Genomic DNA, 16,425 nt, shown 5'->3' with positions numbered 1-16,425 from the left:
AGAAAGAGTAGTTACGCGCGGCCCAGGAGCCAGTTGAAGAGATGCCAGATCACGTGCAGCAGCCAATAGCCAATTAGAGCAAGGAGCCCGGAGCAGCCGATGACCCAGCCGGCGGCATGGTAGATGAGTGGTGGTTGGATGGCGATCGCCAGAGGACCGACGGCGATGCCTGTCAGCATGGACCAGCCGAAGATCGTGGTGTCGACCCATTTGATCATGAGCCACCAGAAGAGCGCGGCGGTGAGGCACAGTCCGCCGAGCACCAGCAGTTTATGCCCGATCATCTTGGGGCGGCTAAGCGGATTATCGCTCAGATTTCCAGGCGCGATCACCGCGAAAGACGGGCCGTCAATCCCGCCGACCTCGATAGGGATCAGAAGTCCGCCTTCAGTCACCTTGGCCGCGATCGAATACGGCCTGTTGGATTCCCAGAGTCGATACGAGATCCTGTATTCGCGTCCATTGGAGGTGTACTCGATTGTCGTGCCGTTGACCTTGATGTCGGTGGCGGAATCCTCGGGTGGTGGTCCGAATTCGGCGAGGGGTTGGGCGGGCCGGTCTCCATCCTCGAGAAACTCCAGGATCTCTCCCGATACGGTCCATGGCCCCATCGTTGCGCCGGTGGCGAGCCACGTGCCGTTACCGGTATCGCGCCAGTCCTTCCCGCGACCGGCACCGGTATAGACCTCGTGCGACCGTTCGATCTTTAGCGCCTTGCCGAACTTGTACTCATCAATCGAGCGGGCAGAGCGGTCCTTTGTTTCCAGATTGCCGTGCACGAGAATGACATCGCCCGCCGTGACCTCATCAAGCGAGCTTGGCAATATATGCGCCAGCATTCCGGCTGTTTGCTCTAGTTGGGTGACATGGTTGGCGCCGACCAACGTCATCATGAAACAAGCGAGAAAGATGAAAGACAAAGCCTGTATCGGCTTGCTGAACTTGTTTGGCTCGCTACTGTGATCGTATCTCGTACGTCGGCGTCTCATTTTGTCACGCGACCTGCTCCGCATACATGCCGTCGACGCCGTAATAGCGGCGCAGGTTCGCATGGATCGGTCGCGCGTCGTGCGCCTTCAACCACAGGCGTAGCAGCAAGCGGCGGCGGTTCTCTTCGGGCCAATCCTCGAAGGCGGTTCGTGAATGCAGCGTCGTGTAATTGTTGATGAAGGAACATTCGCCCGGTTCCAGCTGGAACTCGAAGGCGATGTCGGCACGGCCGGCCACTTCGTTGAAATAGGCAAGGGCCTCGGCCTCGAGCGCGGATGGTGTCTCGCCCAATGCCTCGAACGCATCCTCGATATATTTGTAGCCGAAGCAGACGCTCAAACATCCTTGCGTCTCGCTGAGGACCGGGACGCGGTACTCGGTGATCGGCGGTTCGCCCGGTGCTTCCTCGCCGTTCCAATGCACGCGGAAGCCATCGAACAAGGGTTCCAGCAGATGCGGCTTCGTCGCCAGGATCTCGTTATAGACGCTGATCGCGCTGGAGACGCGGCTCAGGCCCCCTGTGCGCGCCTTGCGCATGCACAGCAGGCCGACGATGTCGTCGGAATCGGTATGCATCTTCAATTCGGCACTGGAGCGATAGCCGCGATTGATCTTGCCCGGCTGGGGTATGTCGGCAACGAAGCCAAGGCGATCGCCTTTGCCGCTCTGAATCACAGGCTTGCCGAAATGCTGGCCGAGCCAGCCATAGAGCAGGCCGATCTCATCGAGGCTGTATTTCTCGACGGGCCAGCCGCGCAGGAGCACGATGCCGCGCCCGTGCAGCAATTCGCGCTTCAGGGCGTCGATATCCTCGCCGATGGTCGCAAAATCGTAACGCGAAGCACCGATGGCCGGAATGCCGAGGCCTTGGCGCCGCGCTTCCAGAATGGCGGCATCGAAGGCTGCGACATGGCGCGGCCCCAAGTCAAAGGCCACATCGTCCTTCGATTTGAAATCGCTGCCCTTCCAGGCCGCCGGCCCCTCGATCGGCCGACGCAATGCGGCAACCATCGTACACTCCCTTTCCCCTGATCTCGCGGCTAGGATGGACTGCCTGTTCACCGCTTGTCGAGGCCGCGCATGAGAAGCCGCGCGCAATCCAGACCTGCGGCTAGGACATAAAGGTTATGGCAAACGGGGAGATGGATATGTCCCATCAGTATGAAGGTGGCTGCGAATGCGGTGCCCTGCGCTACCGTGTGACGGGTGAGGCCCACGATACCGGCTATTGCCACTGCCGCATCTGCCAGCGCACCAGCGGCGCGCCATTGCAGGCCTTTGCCCGCATCAAGGCTGATCAGTTCACCTATATCCAGGGCAAGCCCCAGATCTATTTCTCCAGCGAAAAGGGCCAGCGGGAATTCTGCGCCGCGTGCGGCAGCCAGCTGCTCTATCGCGGGCGTGAGGCGCCCTTCGATGTCGCCTTCAATACGCCAACCTTAGATGACCCGTCCGCCTTTCCGCCGCGGCGGCATGTCTGGTGTCGCAGCCGTCTCAATTGGTTCGAGACCGCCGACACATTGCCGCGCCAAGACTAGGATCTCCGCATCAAGGAAATCGAGAAAGGCCCGGACCGCCGGCAATTGCCCGCGGCGGGAGGTGAAGACGGCGTGAAAGTCGCCGATGGGCGGCGCATGATCCGGCAGGATGACTTCCAACAGGCCGGAATTGATCTCCGCGCGGCAGAAATATTCCGGAATGAGAGAAATGCCGATTCCGGCGACCGCCGCTGTTTTCAGCGTCTCGAAATCATCGATCATCAGGCGCGGCTGCACCTCAACCTGTTCTGTTTCGCCATCTGGCGACAGCAATTGCCAAAATTGGCGGCCTTCCTCCGGCGCATGTGTCAGCGTTGGAAAACGAGCGAGGTCCTCAACTGATTTGGGACGCCCCAATCGGTCGAGCAGGGTGGGCGCCGCCACCATCACTGCCGATTTGGCGCCAAAGCGATGCACGATGAGATTGGAATCGTCGAGTGGCGGTTGCCGCACGCGCAGCGCGATATCAAGCCCTTCGCGGATGACATCAACCCGTCGGTTGGTCGACAGGATGGCGAGGCGCACCTTGGGATAACGGGTGAGAAATTTGGGGATCACCGGCGACAGCACCGCTTGGGTCATGGCGGTCGGGCAGCTGAGGCGCACCAGCCCTTGCGGTTCGGCATGGGCGCGTTCGATCGCTTCCTGCGCCGCCTGCGCTTCGGCGATCATGGCTTGGCAGTGTTTCAGATAGACCTCGCCCATTTGCGTCAAAGCGAGCTTGCGGGTCGAGCGCTGCAACAGGCGCGTGTCGAGCTTCCGTTCCAGTTCGGCAATACGGCGCGACAGCTTGGATTTAGGGATGCCGAGGGCCCGGCCGGCAGCGGCAAACCCGCCCTGTTCAACGACTTGGGCGAAATAGAACAGATCATTAAGGTTCTGCATGAGCCAAATTGTCCTGAAAATGGAACAATGAAATCCAAAAACCACATCTAATCAGATTCTCGTTCTTATTTTACATGCAATGCAACAGGCCGCAACGGGCGGTCCAGCAGTTGGAGGCATTGTCATGAAAGTCCTGCAGATCGATTCCAGCCCCTTGGGCGAAGCTTCAGCCTCGCGCCAGCTGACCGCGGCGATCACCGACGGCCTGCGCAAGACGAAGGCGAACGTGTCGGTCGCGCACCGTGATCTCAGCATCACGACGCCGGCTCATCTCTCCGGTGAGATTCTCGCGGCCTTCGGTGGCGCGGATACGTCGGGCAATGCCGAACTGCAAAAGCAGCTGGCGCTGGGCGAAGAATTGCTGACCGAATTCCTTGATGCCGACGTCGTCGTCATCGGTGCGCCGATGTACAATTTCTCGATCCCCAGCCAGCTCAAGGCCTGGATCGACCGTATTGCCCGTGCCGGCCGCACCTTCCGCTACACCGAGAAAGGCCCGGTCGGGCTCGTCACCGGCAAGCGTGTCATCATCGCGTCGTCACGCGGGAGTATCTTCGCCGGCGATACGCCGCACGAAGATGGCTGGCGCCATGCGATGGATTTCCAGGAGGATTATCTGAAGCGCGTGCTCGGCTTCCTCGGCTTGACCGATGTCGAGATCGTGCGCGCCGAAGGCCTTGGCCTGTCACCAGCCGCACGCGAGGAATCGATCGCCAAGGCACGCCGCCAGATCGAGCAACGCTTTGAAGCCGTGGCTGCCTGATCTTTCACTCCGCTGCAGCCAGCACCGTACCGGCACCGCGATCCCGTCGGATCGCGGTGCCGCTTTTTCCCTGGCCGAGCAGCTTTCCGCAACGATGGCCGGCATAGACGGCATGGGCGATGAGGCCCGGCGCCTCGGCATCGCCGATGCGCATGAGCGTCTTGAGCCCCTCTGCCCGGGTGCTGAGGGCGTCGAATAGATCCGTGTTCGGCTGGCGCGATGTCACCGGCACAAGCGTCGCGACCGCCAGGGTCATCGCCTCGCCCCCATAGATGCCGCCCAGTTCCAATCTACCCGGCGCGAAGCTCAGCAACGACCTGTTGAAGTGGCAGTGGATCCGTTGCGCAACGATATGCGCGTGGGTCGCCGCCTGGTCGCCGGTATAGGAGCCCCAGGGATTCACAATGCCGGCGCTGCTCACATAATGCACCTCGCAGCCGGCTTGCCGCAGCTTGTCGGCGATGGCAGGTGCCAGATAGAAGCCGTCATCGTCATAGACGGCGACCGGCCCCTTCGGCACCACACCGCGCATCACATCCTCCGGCGCAAGAATATCGGGATGAGGAGCCAGCACGGGCAGGTGCGATGTGCGCCCACGCCCGTCCAGGCGCCAGGCGCTGCCCGTGGCGCAGATCACATGCGCGGCGCCGAAATCGAGCACATCATCGGCGTTCATTTCGCTTTCCAGGAACAGCTCGACATTGGCCATCTTGGCGAGCTGCGTCAGGCGCCAATCGCGGACACGGGCCCATTCGGTCAGGCCCGGGAGTTTCGATTCCAGGTTCACCCGACCGCCGGCCTCACGGGCTTTCTCGGCCAAGGCCACGTCATAACCACGGGCGGCCAGCACGCGCGCCGCTTCCAAGCCGGCGGGACCGGCGCCGACGATCAGAACACGGTCGGCCGGCGCATCGCGCGTGATGATCTCAGGATGCCAGTTGTTGCGGAATTCCTCGCCCATGGTGGGGTTCTGTGTGCATCGGATGGGCACGCCGTGTGAATTGTGCGCATAGCAGATGTTGCAGCCGATGCACTCACGCACATCGTCGAAACGGCCCTCTTTGATCTTATTGGGCAGGAACGGATCGGCGATCGACGGCCGCGCGGCGCCCACGAAATCGGCAATGCCGGACTTCACCAGCCGCAGCATCGATTCCGGTGACGTATAGCGCCCAACCGTCACGACGCCGCCGCTTACGAGCCGGCGGATAGTGGCGACCTGTTCCTCAAGCGCGCCTTCCTTCACGAAGCGCGAAGGTCCCATCTCCAAACTATAGTCATTGACGGTAACGTCCCAGAGATCCGGCAGTCCGCTGAGGCTCTGGGTCATCTCGAACCATTCGTCCTGCTCTTCCGCATGGGCGGCATTCGACGCCCAGCGCAACGCCACCGCGCATTTGTGGCCGACCGTATCTTTCACCGCCTCGAGAAGCTCACGCACGAGGCGCACGCGGTTGAGCGCCGATCCACCATATTCGTCGCGTCGCGCATTTTCATGGCCATTGAGGAACGAATGCAGCAGGTAATGGTGGCAGGCATAGACATAGACGATGTCGAAGCCGGCCGTGACGGCGCGCTTGGCGGCGTCGATGTGCCAGCGCCTGATGTCGGCGATATCCTGCCGGTCGAGCGCCTTGGTCTGCAGCGGATCGCCGGTCAGGATCGGCATGCTCTCGATGCCCATCGGCGGCAGGCGCGACCCCAGGTTCGCCATGCGCTGTCCGCCCAGGAACAGCTCGACACCCGCCAGCGATCCGTGGGCGTGCACCGCCTCGGTCATCAGCCGGTGCTGCTTGATATCCTCATCGTCCCACAGCGTCTGGATCGGGTAGGGCGCATCGTCCGAGCTCGGGTGGATCGTGCAATATTCCGTGTTGACGATGCCCCAGCCGCCCTCGGCCTTCACCCCGCGCATCGCCGCCAGCGTATGCGGTCGCTCGTGCCCCATCCCCGAACAATGCGGCACTTGGTAGAAGCGGTTCGGCGCTGTCACCGGACCCAGCCGAAAAGGGGTGAAAAGGAGACCGAAACGAGCATCGTCCGACATGCAATCTGGCTCTTATGGCTGAATAAGCATTCAAGAATTGAATGATCGTTCAGTCGCGGGGCCGGTGTCAACCAGCCTGCCTACCCGACCTGCCGGACCGGCAGCGCCGTTGTGTATTTCATCTGCTCCATCGCGAAGCTGGAACTGACGTCGGTGAGCTTCACCAGTGAGATGAGGCGTTTGTAGACGCGGTCATAATGGGCGATGTCGGCGACGACCACCTTCATCAGGTAATCGACCTCGCCGCTCATGCGATAGAGCTCGACGATCTCGGGAATCTGCGCCACCGCCGCATTGAATTTCTGCAGCCAGGCATCGTTGTGCTCATTGGTGCGGATGGTGACGAAGACGGTGACGCCGAGATTGAGCTTCATTGCATCGAGAAGGGCGACGCGGCCGCGAATGATGCCGAGCTCCTCCAACCGCTTGATCCGGCGCCAGCAGGCGTTGGCGGAAAGGCCAACTGTTTCGGAGAGCTCGGCGATCGCCTGATCGGAATCGGCCTGGAGGGCCGTCAGGAGGCGAACGTCGATGCGATCCAGGTCGCTGATGGTGTTTTTTTCCATATATGGACAGTAATGTGGGATAATTTTGCTCAACGATAGCACATAGACGCAAATAATAGGAAAAATTCTCACGAGTCCTGCGATAAGATCCCTCTGCGTCCAAGAGCCGCAGCCGCAGGAGCCAAGTCCATGATCGACAAGCTGTTTATCGAGCATCCGAAATCGGTCGGCGAGAGCTATTGGGAGCATCTCTACATGGCGAGCTGCTTCAGCGGCCGGATGTTCCTGGGCGCCGCGGCTTGTTTCATCCATGCCCTGATCCCCGGTCTCTGCGTGAAAACCGGCAGCAACACGATCCGGGAGCTTCACGACCGCATGGTGGTCAACCGCATGCGCCATGCGCCGACGGTCAACCACCAGGCAGTTGAGGCACCGATGACGGAGATGCGGTCGGCTTAGTTCCGACCGCTCAGCAATCCACGGGCCACGACCTGGGCCTGGATTTCAGCCGCACCTTCGAAAATGTTGAGGATGCGGGCGTCGCAGAGAACGCGGCTGATCTTGTATTCCTGCGCATAGCCGTTGCCGCCGTGGGTCTGCAGCGCGTTGTCGGCATTCGACCACGCGACACGGGCCCCCAACAGCTTCGCCATGCCGGCTGGAATGTCGCAGCGCCGATCGCTGTCCTTTTCGCGCGCGGCGAAATAGGTGAGTTGGCGAGCGATCATCGTTTCCACGGCCATCCAGGCGAGCTTGCCGTGAATGCGCGGGAAGCTGTAGATGGGCGCCCCGAACTGCACGCGTTCACGCGCATATTTGAGGCCGAGCTCCATCGCGCATTGCGCAACGCCGACGGCACGTGCCGCCGTCTGAATGCGCGCCGATTCGAAGGTCGCCATCAGCTGCTTGAAGCCTTCGCCCTCCTTGCCGCCGAGGAGATTGCCCGCCTTCACTTCGAAGCCATCGAAGCCGAGCTCGTATTCCTTCATGCCGCGATAGCCGAGGACATGAATCTCTCCGCCGCTCATGCCCTTCGCGGGGAAGGGATTGTCCGTGGTTCCGCGCGGCTTTTCAGCGAGGAACATGGAGAGGCCGCGATAGTCGGTCGAGTTCGGGTCCGTCCGTGCCAGCAGCGTCATGACGTCGGTACGGCTGGCATGGGTGATCCAGGTTTTGTTGCCGGTCACGCGGTAGACGTCGCCATCCTTCACAGCGCGCGTGCGCAAGGATCCGAGGTCGGAGCCGGTATTGGGCTCGGTGAAGACGGCGGTCGGCAGGATCTCGCCGCTCGCGATCTTCGGCAGCCATTTCTGCTTCTGCTCTTCGGTGCCGCCGAGGCGAATGAGCTCGGCCGCAATCTCCGAACGCGTGCCGAGAGAGCCGAGACCGATATAGCCGCGCGAAAGTTCTTCGGTAACGACGCACATCGCCAGCTTGCCCATGCCGGACCCGCCGAATTCCTCGGGGACCGTCAGGCCGAAAACGCCCATGTCGGCGAGCTGCTGGATGATCTCCAGCGGGATGAGCTCGTCCTTGAGATGCCAATGATGGGCATCTTCGACATGATCGCTGGCGAAGGCGTGAAACTGGTCGCGGACGATGGCGAGTGCTTCGTCATCGAGCGCTGCTTCGCCGAATTCGCCATCGGCGATGAGATCGGCGAGACGCGCACGGGCGGCGGCGCTGTTGCCATTGCCCATCAGCGTTTCGTCGAACTTCGCCGCGTTGGGATCGAGGCCGAAATCGGCGAGACGCACGATCTCGCCCTGGCTCATCGGCCAGCCGCCCTTGATCTGCGAGAGATATTCGCCGAAGGCGATCTGCAGGATGAGCTGCTCGCGCTCGCCAAAGCGACCCGAGCTTTCGAGCCGCTCGGCCCAGGCCAGCATCTGTTCGAGCGCCGTTACATAAGTGGCAAGCCAGGAATAGCCGTGGGCGATGAATTGCTGGGCATCGAGCGCCTTGGCATCCACCTTGCCGCCAGCCGTGACGCGGCCGATCAACCGGCCGCGCGCTTCCTCGACCATCACTTGGGCGCCGGTCAGACTCTTCCGGGCGCGGACAAGCAGATCGGTGAGGAGCGGCGAGGCCGCCGCTCCTTCTTCACGTAGCACGGCGGACACTTAATCCTCCATGCAGTCTTCGAGCGTGCGGCGACCGGGCCGCTTGGCCTGCACCAGCACGGCCATGTTGCCGGGCTTGTGCTGGTTCTTCCACATCTTGGTATGAGCGGCGGGGATATCGTCCCAGCCGAACACTTCGGACATGCAGGGGTCGATGCGGCGCTCGACCACCAGATTGTTGGCCTGGCTCGCCTGCAGCAGGTTGGCGAAATGGCTGCCCTGAATTCGCTTCTGGCGCATCCAGACGAAGCGTGCGTCGAAGGTGAGGTTGTAGCCGGTGGTGCCGGCGCAGAAGACCACCATGCCGCCGCGCTTCACGACGAAGCAGGAGACCGGGAAGGTCTGCTCACCCGGGTGTTCGAAGACGAAATCGACATCGTTGCCCTTGCCGGTGATGTCCCAGATCGCCTTGCCGAAGGCGCGGCACTTCTTCATGTACTCATTGTAGCCGGCGGTGTCGTCGACATCGGGGAGCTGGCCCCAGCAATCGAAATCGTTGCGGTTGATGACGCCCTTGGCACCGAGCGACAGCACGAAGTCGCGCTTGGATTCGTCGGAAATGATGCCGATGGCGTTGGCACCTGCCGTGGCACAGAGCTGCACCGCCATCGAACCGAGGCCGCCCGAGGCGCCCCAGATGAGGACGTTATGGCCCGGGCGCAGGATGTGCGGGCGATGGCCGAACAGCATGCGATAGGCGGTGGCGAGGGTCAGCGTATAGCAGGCGCTCTCTTCCCACGTAAGATGCTTGGCACGTGGCATCAGCTGGCGGCCCTGCACCTTGCAGAACTGGGCGAAGGAACCGTCCGGCGTCTCATAGCCCCAGATGCGCTGGCTGGGCGAGAACATCGGATCGCCGCCATTGCATTCTTCGTCGTCGCCGTCGTCCTGGTTGCAGTGAACCACGACTTCGTCGCCAACCTTCCAGCGCTTTACCTTGGAGCCAACGGCCCAGACGATGCCGGCGGCATCGGACCCGGCGATGTGATATTCGGCTTTGTGCACATCGAAGGGCGAGATCGGCTTGCCGAGACCCGCCCAGACGCCGTTGTAGTTCACGCCGGCGGCCATCACCATGACGATGACTTCATCCTGGTCGGGCTGCGGGGTTTCGACGGCCTCGATCTGCATCGCCTGTTCGGGCGGGCCGTGGCGGTCGCGGCGGATGGCCCAGGCATACATTTGCGGCGGCAGGTAGCCGAGCGGCGGAATTTCGCCGATCTCGTAGATGCTCTTGCCCGTCGGCTGCGCTGCCTTGGGGGCAGCGGCCTTGTCGGTCGATTTCGGTTCCATCGCCACGATTTTCGCGGTCTCACTCATGATTCGTCTTCCCATCCTTTGCTGGCGCTGCGGCCTGGCCTCTTTTGTGGGCATTTAGCCATTGCAGCATCAACCGCATCCTGCCTTCGCGGTTGCAGCACAGTCAATAGTCTGATGATAGAAAACTACGTTAACGACACAAAATCGGTACGAAAATGGCCCAGTTATCAAAATATTGCGAAATTATATTATAAATCGCGACCGTGCGCCGCGAAAAAGAAGGTACTGAAATGGCTGGGTTTTCGGTGAAGCTTAGGATGGGAATATCCATAGATACAGCTGCCGGCCGGCCCAAACGATCGTGAGGACGATCCCGATCCATAACGCGCCGGCCGCTTGATCGGGTACCCCACGCCAAATGCGCCACCACGCTGTGGCGGTCGCCTCCCGCTTCGTCTTGCGGGCCTGAGGCGCACGCTCAACGATTCGGTTCCATAATTCGCTGTCTGGGACTTGCAAGATACTTTGCGGGTCATGCGCAACGACGAAGGGGCCTTCGTCGCGTAATTCAGTCTCCTTAAGGAGATCAACCACGCTATAGGCCCAGATTGCGATCGGCTCGCCGGTACCGCTCACAATCTCAATACCGGAATCTATGAGGTTGATCGTCACCTCGCGATCGGTGTTGCGCATCGTGTTGAAGAGGATGGCATTGCCCATTCGAGAACTCACCGCACCTTGCAGACATCCTTGAGCGCCTGCCATTCGCTGTCGGTCATGGCAGTGGTGCCGCTCGTATCGGCCTTGGTGTAGTCGGCACGTTCGTCGAGGCCGGGATGGCTGGCGAGCCAGTCGGGGATGAGGCTGTGCCCGTCCTTCTCGAACTTTTCCTTCATCACCTTGAAGAACGCAGCCATGCCATCGGCGCGGAGGCCTGCTTGCTTGAGGAGATCGAGGCCGCGAATGTCGGCCTCATGTTCCATCTTGCGGGAATAAGAGAGGATCGTGAGCAATGTCGCCACGTCGCCGACGCCGGAGCCGCCCAGGATGATGCTGGCGGTGGCGCTGATGCCGAGATTGCTGATGGCGCTTTGCGTCGGGTGGCGCAGGTCGAGATGCCCGATTTCATGCGCGACCACGCCGGAAACCATGTCGGGTGAGGTCGCGATATCGATGAGCCCGCTTGTTACCATGATATGATCGCCCGGCAAGGCGAAGGCATTGGGCAGCTTCATGTCGACGACATCGACGGTGATGCCCTCCTGCTTCTTGCCAGCGTCCTTCTGCAATTCGGGCGGCGCCAACCGATCCACCAGCTGGCGCAAAGCGGCCTTGCCGCCGTTGCCCTCGCAGATCGTGAGATTCTTGGTGATCGCCTTGTAGATGTGGGCGCCGAGCTTCTGCTCCCAAGGTTTCGGGACAAAGCGCGCCAGGTAGGCACTGCCGTCGCGCCAGCCGAAATAGAATAGGGTGGCGATGGCAAGGCCGGCCACCGTCCAAGCGAGGCCCACCGACCAACCGTGCTTGGCGGCGCGCGATCTCCATTCCTTCAAATGCGGATTGGCGTCGAGCAGTTGCTGCCGCTGTGGTGATTCATGGAGCACGAGGCGTGGCGCCGGATCGCTGACACGGCCGAAATTCAGCGCCCCCGTCACCTTGTTGGCATCGATGACGCGCATGTCCTCGATTGGCCAACGTGCCAGCGCCGGGTCCCCAGTCGACGCAATGAGCAGGGTGTTGCCCAACGGTGTCACGGTTACGCGATGGGCGGTTGCGGTCTGGCCATCGTAATAGCGGTCGTCGGTCAAGGCGGTCCTCAAATTTGAATGGTTCCAACGCCCGTCCTGGAGCGCCGCCTCACAATATCCCCGGGTCCAGGGCTTCGAGCAATCCTTCGCTGGTTTTTGGCATGGCCTCGGTTGCCTGCCGCAGCGCCGCAGGATCCAATTTACCGCCGACCCGTAGATTGTCGGCCGAAAATTTGAGCCAGCGATGCATGACCAGTGGGAAGCCGAGGCCGAGCGTCGGCACGAGAATCAGAAGAGCCGTGAACATCTGCCATAGAACGCCACCCGCCGTGATCGAACTGGCGAACCGAAGGTAGCCTGCATCCTTGTCAAAGAATGAGAGGTTGTTGAAAATCTCGTGCTGGACGCTGGCGTAATAAGGGGCAAAGGCAAAGGGCAGGACGAGAAGTAGAGCCACCAAGGGCAAGATAAATTGTAGCGCCTCGGCAAGACGCGCGTTCTCGACAGTCGGCACCACGTCGAGCACCAGGTAGCCGACCATTGTATTGGTGACGCCGACGATCAACGAGCCAAGCATGAAGGTCCAGAAACAGACCGAGCGGCCCGGCTCGAGATTGGCGCGCATGCTGCCGAAACGGCTGGCACTGATGCGCAGTTCCAGACAAGTCATCCGCCACCACGGAATAAGGAGGCCGATCAGCAGAGCCGAGACGATAAAGAGGCCACCGGTCTTGAAGGCGTACGGCCAGGCGGAACCTTCCATGCTGCCGCGAATGCCACACCAGGCGGTTCGCGTCAGTCGATAACGCTGCGCGGAAAACTGCGCCGCAAGAAATAGAAAACCGAAGGCAGCGCTGGTGCCCAAAGCGATTCCGACCACCCAAAAGCCGGTCGGATCGACGAACTCCGGACCGAACTGGCGGACGATTACCAGTATCGCCACAAAGGCGGCGGTTTTGAGGAAGCCCAGCAACAGCTCGCGGCCGGTGCCAAGATATTCCAGCCGTTCGCCAAGGATTTCGAATTGCGACCAGACATATCGCCGGATATGCGTCTTGCCCCAGAAGCGGTAGATCCCGAGGGTCAGCAGGCTCAATGCCAAATTCGTATAGAATAGCCTGGCAAGTGGGCCGAGTTCGCCCTGGTAGTGGATCGGCTGTGCTTCGGCACGCAGCCGCTTTTCAATCTCCTGATGCTGAGCCGAGCCATACGACACCGACGGCGACAGCCGCATCGAATTGTCCGCGCGCAAGCGAATACCCCTTCATCTGCTATCCGCACCTTTAAGTAGCAGACGGCTTGAATTGTCTCAAGCTGGGGTTATTTCAGAGCGCCTTTAGAGAATCCCAGGGTCGAAAGCTTCGAGCAGGCCCTCGCCGAATTTCGGGCGTGGCAGGTCGGCGCGGGTGATTTCCGAGCCTTCGATCTCACCCAGTACTTCGATGTTCCGGCTGAGGAACTGCATCGTGCGATGAACGGCGATGGGGAAGCCGAGGCCCAGCGTGAAGACGATGATGAGGATATTCCAGACATATCGATTGATCAGCGCGCTGGGTGTCAGCGGCGTCGCGAAGCGCAGGCCGCCCAGTTCAAGCTTCGAGGCGATCTGGCGCGCCATCGCAACATAGAACCAACTCATCGCTACGGCACCGATGAGGATTAGACCGAAGTAACCAACGAAGAACATCCAAAGAAGGGTCGGCCACCAATGGAAAGATATCTGTAGTTCAGGTGGCTCTGTCGGAAGCGGGGCGCCCATGCCAGTTATAAAAGCATCCCAGTTGCCGTATCGGACTCTGCTGTAGATGGCAAGAAAGCCAAAGATGATCGTGGCAGTACCCAACAACGTGCAGAGGATCCCAGTTAGATACGGTGCGTAGAGAGGCTTGGAGCTGGTGGTGATGCTGGCCTTGGCGTCACCGAAATAGGAATTGTTGAGGCGGTCATCGATCAGGCGCATCTGCGCCCAGGGCCAAGCGAGCGTCAGCGAAAGCAGCGAGAGCAGCGAGAACCACATGCCCTTGAGTCCCCAGGACCAGGCGGAACCGGTCATGCCGCCGCTGATACCGCGCCACAGCGTGCGCGTCAGGCGATAGCGCTGGGCCGCATATTGGGCGACGAAGGTGAGATAGAGGATAAGAAAGGCGGCGCACATCTGGATCGCGATCAATACGGGCGATTCCGGCTCGACGAAGATGCCAAGGATCTGGATGCCGATCGAGCCGATCACATAGGCGATCATGACGATGATGAAGCCGACGAAAAGTTCGCCACCGGTGCCGGTATATTCGAAGCGATCGCCGTCGAGACTGGTATGCGCCCAGAGATAGCGGCGGACGCGTGTCTTGCCCCAGAAGCGGAAGATGCTGAGCGTGACGATGGTCAGCAGGAAATTGACGATGAAGATCCCATAGAGTTCGCCGAGGCGCCCGTCATAGACGAAATGACTGCGGACCGGCTCAGCGGGGCGTCGGCCAAAACCTGCCGGCGCCCGCTGTCCGCCGTGATCCGGTGTCTGATCGGTCATTCGTTCCCCCATCCATCAACATCATTTATCAAACCCATCCGCCACCCTTATTGATAGTGGAGCCGATATGCTCGGACAAGGGCCGGCCATGCCCCAAATGCGTGCCGGGCGTGCTTGACAGGCAGGGTAAGAAATGGCTTAACAAGCGTCGACCCGGTGCTGATGCTCGGGGCCGTGGTGATTTGTGCCGGATTGCGGCCACGTAAAACCAATCGCTAAAAGGTCCAGGAATGCGTTCGTTCGCGTCACCTCGGCCTTCATCGGTCGGGGTTTTTTTGTGCCCGCGTAATGGGCACCAGACGGAGTGACGAGCATGACGGTAAAGCGTGACATCAAGGCGAACTGGAAGGCGGCGACCAAGCTGGTCCATGCCGGACAGCTCAGGAGCCAGTTCAAGGAGACGGCCGAGGCGATCTACATGTCGTCCGGCTATGTCTATCAGAGCGCCGAGGAAGCCGAGGCTGCCTTCGACAACAGTCAGCCGCGCTTTGTCTATTCGCGCTTCGGCAACCCGACCGTTTCGATGTTCGAAGGCCGCATGGCGGCGCTTGAGGGCGCCGAAGCGGCGCGTGCCACATCTTCCGGGATGGCGGCCGTCTTTGCAGCCCTGGCGTCGCTGGTGAAGTCCGGCGACCGGGTGGTGGCGTCGGATGCGCTGTTCGGTTCGTGCCAATTCATCCTTGCCGAAATCCTGCCGAAATGGGGCGTCGAGACGGTGTTCGTCGACGGGCGCGAGATCGAGCAATGGAAGAAGGCGCTGTCCAAGCCGACCAAGGCGGTGTTCCTGGAAAGCCCCAGCAATCCCGGCCTGCGCCTGGTCGACCTCAAAGCCGTCGCCGACCTGGCGCACCAGGCAGGCGCCACGGTCGTGGTCGACAATGTGTTCGCCACACCCTTGCTGCAGCAACCGCTTCAACTCGGCGCAGACGTCGTCGTCTATTCGGCGACCAAGCATATCGACGGGCAGGGTCGGTGTCTGGGCGGTGTCATCCTCGGCACCGAGAAGTACGTCAATGAGACGCTGCAGCCCTTCATTCGCCATACCGGCCCCAGCCTCAGCCCGATGAATGCCTGGACGCTGTTGAAGGGTTTGGAAACATTGGACCTGCGCGTGACCAAGCAATGCGACAGCGCCTTGAAGATCGCACAGGCGCTTAAAGGCCACGGCAAGCTTTCGGACGTCAGCTATCCGACCCTGGAAGGTTTCGCCCAGTTGGAGCTCGCGCGGAAGCAGATGAGCGCCGGCGGTACCATGCTGTCGCTTTCGCTTGCCGGCGGCAAAGCGGCGGCGTTCAAGTTCCTCAACGCGCTGGAACTAGTGCTCATTTCCAACAATCTCGGCGATTCCAAATCGCTCGCCACGCATCCGGCGACGACCACACACCAGCGTCTCTCGCCCGAGCAGAAGGAAACGCAGGGCATTGGCGCCGGGCTCATCCGCCTCTCCGTGGGGCTCGAGGATCCGGCGGACCTGATCGACGATCTCATGACGGCGCTGAAGGCCGTCTGAGGCAATTCGTGCTAGTGTCATCCCACGAACGATCGAGGGATGACACGCACATGCTGACCGGACAATGCCTTTGCGGCGCGCTGCGCTTTCGCTTTGATCCCAAGGGCGCCGTGACCGACTACTGCCATTGCAAGATGTGCCAGCGCTGGAGCGGGGCGCCCGTGACCGCCTGGGCGCAGATCCCCGAGAGCCAGTTCGAGATCACCAGCGGCTCGGCGCGGACTTATCAATCCTCAAGCCGCGGCATCCGACATTTCTGCGATCGGTGTGGCTCCGCCGTCTTCATGACCGATCCGGCTGGGGACAGCGTCGGCATCATGCTGGGGACGGTGGACGACCCCACGAGCTTGGCGCCGACGGGACATGGTTGGGTCAGCGATCAAGTGAAGTGGTTGAAAATCGACGATCATTTGCCCCGTTGGGAACGGGATGCGCCCTACGACAGGTAATAATATTATAAATCTATCGCTGCTTCCGGCCTGATCTTGCGCAGTGCGGCAAAAGGCATCTATATTGCGCCGCACAAAA

The 16,425-nt window shown here is 61.0% G+C and carries 16 protein-coding genes and 1 riboswitch; of the genes, 5 read left to right on the top strand and 11 right to left on the bottom strand.

What is annotated here, in order from left to right:
• Nucleotides 1-11: 11 nt before the first annotated feature.
• Together ACE3PP_RS17615 and ACE3PP_RS17610 are read right to left on the bottom strand one after the other, a co-directional pair.
• Complete coding sequence (locus ACE3PP_RS17615; protein ID WP_374384532.1) at nt 12-893, bottom strand: hypothetical protein; 882 nt, start codon at nt 891-893, stop codon at nt 12-14.
• 100 nt (nt 894-993) lie between these two features.
• Nucleotides 994-2,001 (bottom strand): TauD/TfdA family dioxygenase, encoded by a 1,008-nt coding sequence (locus ACE3PP_RS17610; RefSeq protein ID WP_374384530.1) that lies wholly within the window; start codon nt 1,999-2,001, stop codon nt 994-996.
• 137 nt (nt 2,002-2,138) lie between these two features.
• Here ACE3PP_RS17610 and ACE3PP_RS17605 point away from each other — a divergent pair, with 137 nt between their 5' ends.
• Nucleotides 2,139-2,528, top strand: a complete 390-nt coding sequence (locus tag ACE3PP_RS17605; protein WP_374384528.1) for a GFA family protein — start codon at nt 2,139-2,141, stop codon at nt 2,526-2,528.
• Here ACE3PP_RS17605 and ACE3PP_RS17600 read toward each other — a convergent pair.
• A complete protein-coding gene (locus tag ACE3PP_RS17600) occupies nt 2,430-3,413 on the bottom strand; it encodes a LysR family transcriptional regulator (RefSeq protein WP_374384526.1) in 984 nt (327 codons plus the stop codon). The two genes, ACE3PP_RS17605 and ACE3PP_RS17600, sit on opposite strands and share 99 nt — an antisense overlap.
• A 124-nt stretch (nt 3,414-3,537) precedes the next feature.
• Here ACE3PP_RS17600 and ACE3PP_RS17595 point away from each other — a divergent pair, with 124 nt between their 5' ends.
• The gene (locus tag ACE3PP_RS17595) at nt 3,538-4,176 is read left to right on the top strand and encodes an FMN-dependent NADH-azoreductase (protein WP_374384524.1); all 639 of its coding nucleotides are present in this window, start codon (nt 3,538-3,540) and stop codon (nt 4,174-4,176) included.
• A 4-nt stretch (nt 4,177-4,180) separates the two neighbouring features.
• Here the strand turns inward: ACE3PP_RS17595 and ACE3PP_RS17590 are convergent, their stop codons facing one another.
• Nucleotides 4,181-6,223: an FAD-dependent oxidoreductase gene (locus ACE3PP_RS17590; RefSeq protein WP_374384522.1), complete on the bottom strand. Its 2,043-nt coding sequence runs from the start codon at nt 6,221-6,223 to the stop codon at nt 4,181-4,183.
• An 80-nt stretch (nt 6,224-6,303) separates the two neighbouring features.
• Entirely contained in the window at nt 6,304-6,789 is a 486-nt protein-coding gene (locus tag ACE3PP_RS17585; RefSeq protein ID WP_374384520.1) for an Lrp/AsnC family transcriptional regulator, read from the bottom strand.
• Between the two features lie 129 nt (nt 6,790-6,918).
• On the opposite strand from ACE3PP_RS17585, the gene ACE3PP_RS17580 reads away from it, so the two are divergent.
• Nucleotides 6,919-7,188: a DUF6356 family protein gene (locus ACE3PP_RS17580; protein ID WP_374384519.1), complete on the top strand. Its 270-nt coding sequence runs from the start codon at nt 6,919-6,921 to the stop codon at nt 7,186-7,188.
• On the opposite strand, the gene ACE3PP_RS17575 is transcribed toward ACE3PP_RS17580, so the two are convergent.
• From ACE3PP_RS17575 to ACE3PP_RS17550, 6 genes are all read right to left on the bottom strand, one after another.
• Nucleotides 7,185-8,756 (bottom strand): acyl-CoA dehydrogenase family protein, encoded by a 1,572-nt coding sequence (locus ACE3PP_RS17575; protein WP_374384599.1) that lies wholly within the window; start codon nt 8,754-8,756, stop codon nt 7,185-7,187. The two genes, ACE3PP_RS17580 and ACE3PP_RS17575, sit on opposite strands and share 4 nt — an antisense overlap.
• 96 nt (nt 8,757-8,852) lie before the next feature.
• A complete protein-coding gene (ccrA, locus tag ACE3PP_RS17570; RefSeq protein ID WP_374384598.1) occupies nt 8,853-10,145 on the bottom strand; it encodes a crotonyl-CoA carboxylase/reductase in 1,293 nt (430 codons plus the stop codon).
• A 279-nt stretch (nt 10,146-10,424) separates the two neighbouring features.
• A complete protein-coding gene (locus tag ACE3PP_RS17565) occupies nt 10,425-10,832 on the bottom strand; it encodes a hypothetical protein (RefSeq protein WP_374384517.1) in 408 nt (135 codons plus the stop codon).
• Nucleotides 10,833-10,840: 8 nt separating this feature from the next.
• The gene (locus ACE3PP_RS17560) at nt 10,841-11,920 is read right to left on the bottom strand and encodes a M48 family metallopeptidase (protein WP_374384515.1); all 1,080 of its coding nucleotides are present in this window, start codon (nt 11,918-11,920) and stop codon (nt 10,841-10,843) included.
• Between the two features lie 49 nt (nt 11,921-11,969).
• The gene (locus tag ACE3PP_RS17555; RefSeq protein WP_374384513.1) at nt 11,970-13,112 is read right to left on the bottom strand and encodes a YjgN family protein; all 1,143 of its coding nucleotides are present in this window, start codon (nt 13,110-13,112) and stop codon (nt 11,970-11,972) included.
• An 84-nt stretch (nt 13,113-13,196) separates the two neighbouring features.
• Nucleotides 13,197-14,387 carry a YjgN family protein gene (locus tag ACE3PP_RS17550; RefSeq protein ID WP_374384511.1) on the bottom strand — a complete coding sequence of 397 codons (1,191 nt, stop codon included), beginning with the start codon at nt 14,385-14,387 and terminating at the stop codon, nt 13,197-13,199.
• A gap of 164 nt (nt 14,388-14,551) precedes the next feature.
• Nucleotides 14,552-14,626, top strand: a riboswitch (SAM riboswitch).
• A 74-nt stretch (nt 14,627-14,700) separates the two neighbouring features.
• Here ACE3PP_RS17550 and metZ point away from each other — a divergent pair.
• Nucleotides 14,701-15,897 (top strand): O-succinylhomoserine sulfhydrylase, encoded by a 1,197-nt coding sequence (metZ, locus tag ACE3PP_RS17545; RefSeq protein WP_374384509.1) that lies wholly within the window; start codon nt 14,701-14,703, stop codon nt 15,895-15,897.
• 50 nt (nt 15,898-15,947) lie between these two features.
• Entirely contained in the window at nt 15,948-16,346 is a 399-nt protein-coding gene (locus tag ACE3PP_RS17540; protein WP_374384507.1) for a GFA family protein, read from the top strand.
• Nucleotides 16,347-16,425: the final 79 nt, after the last annotated feature.

This window comes from Dongia sp. (assembly GCF_041910485.1).
GTDB lineage: Bacteria > Pseudomonadota > Alphaproteobacteria > Dongiales > Dongiaceae > Dongia.
This window is presented reverse-complemented; position numbering and strand designations above follow the sequence as displayed.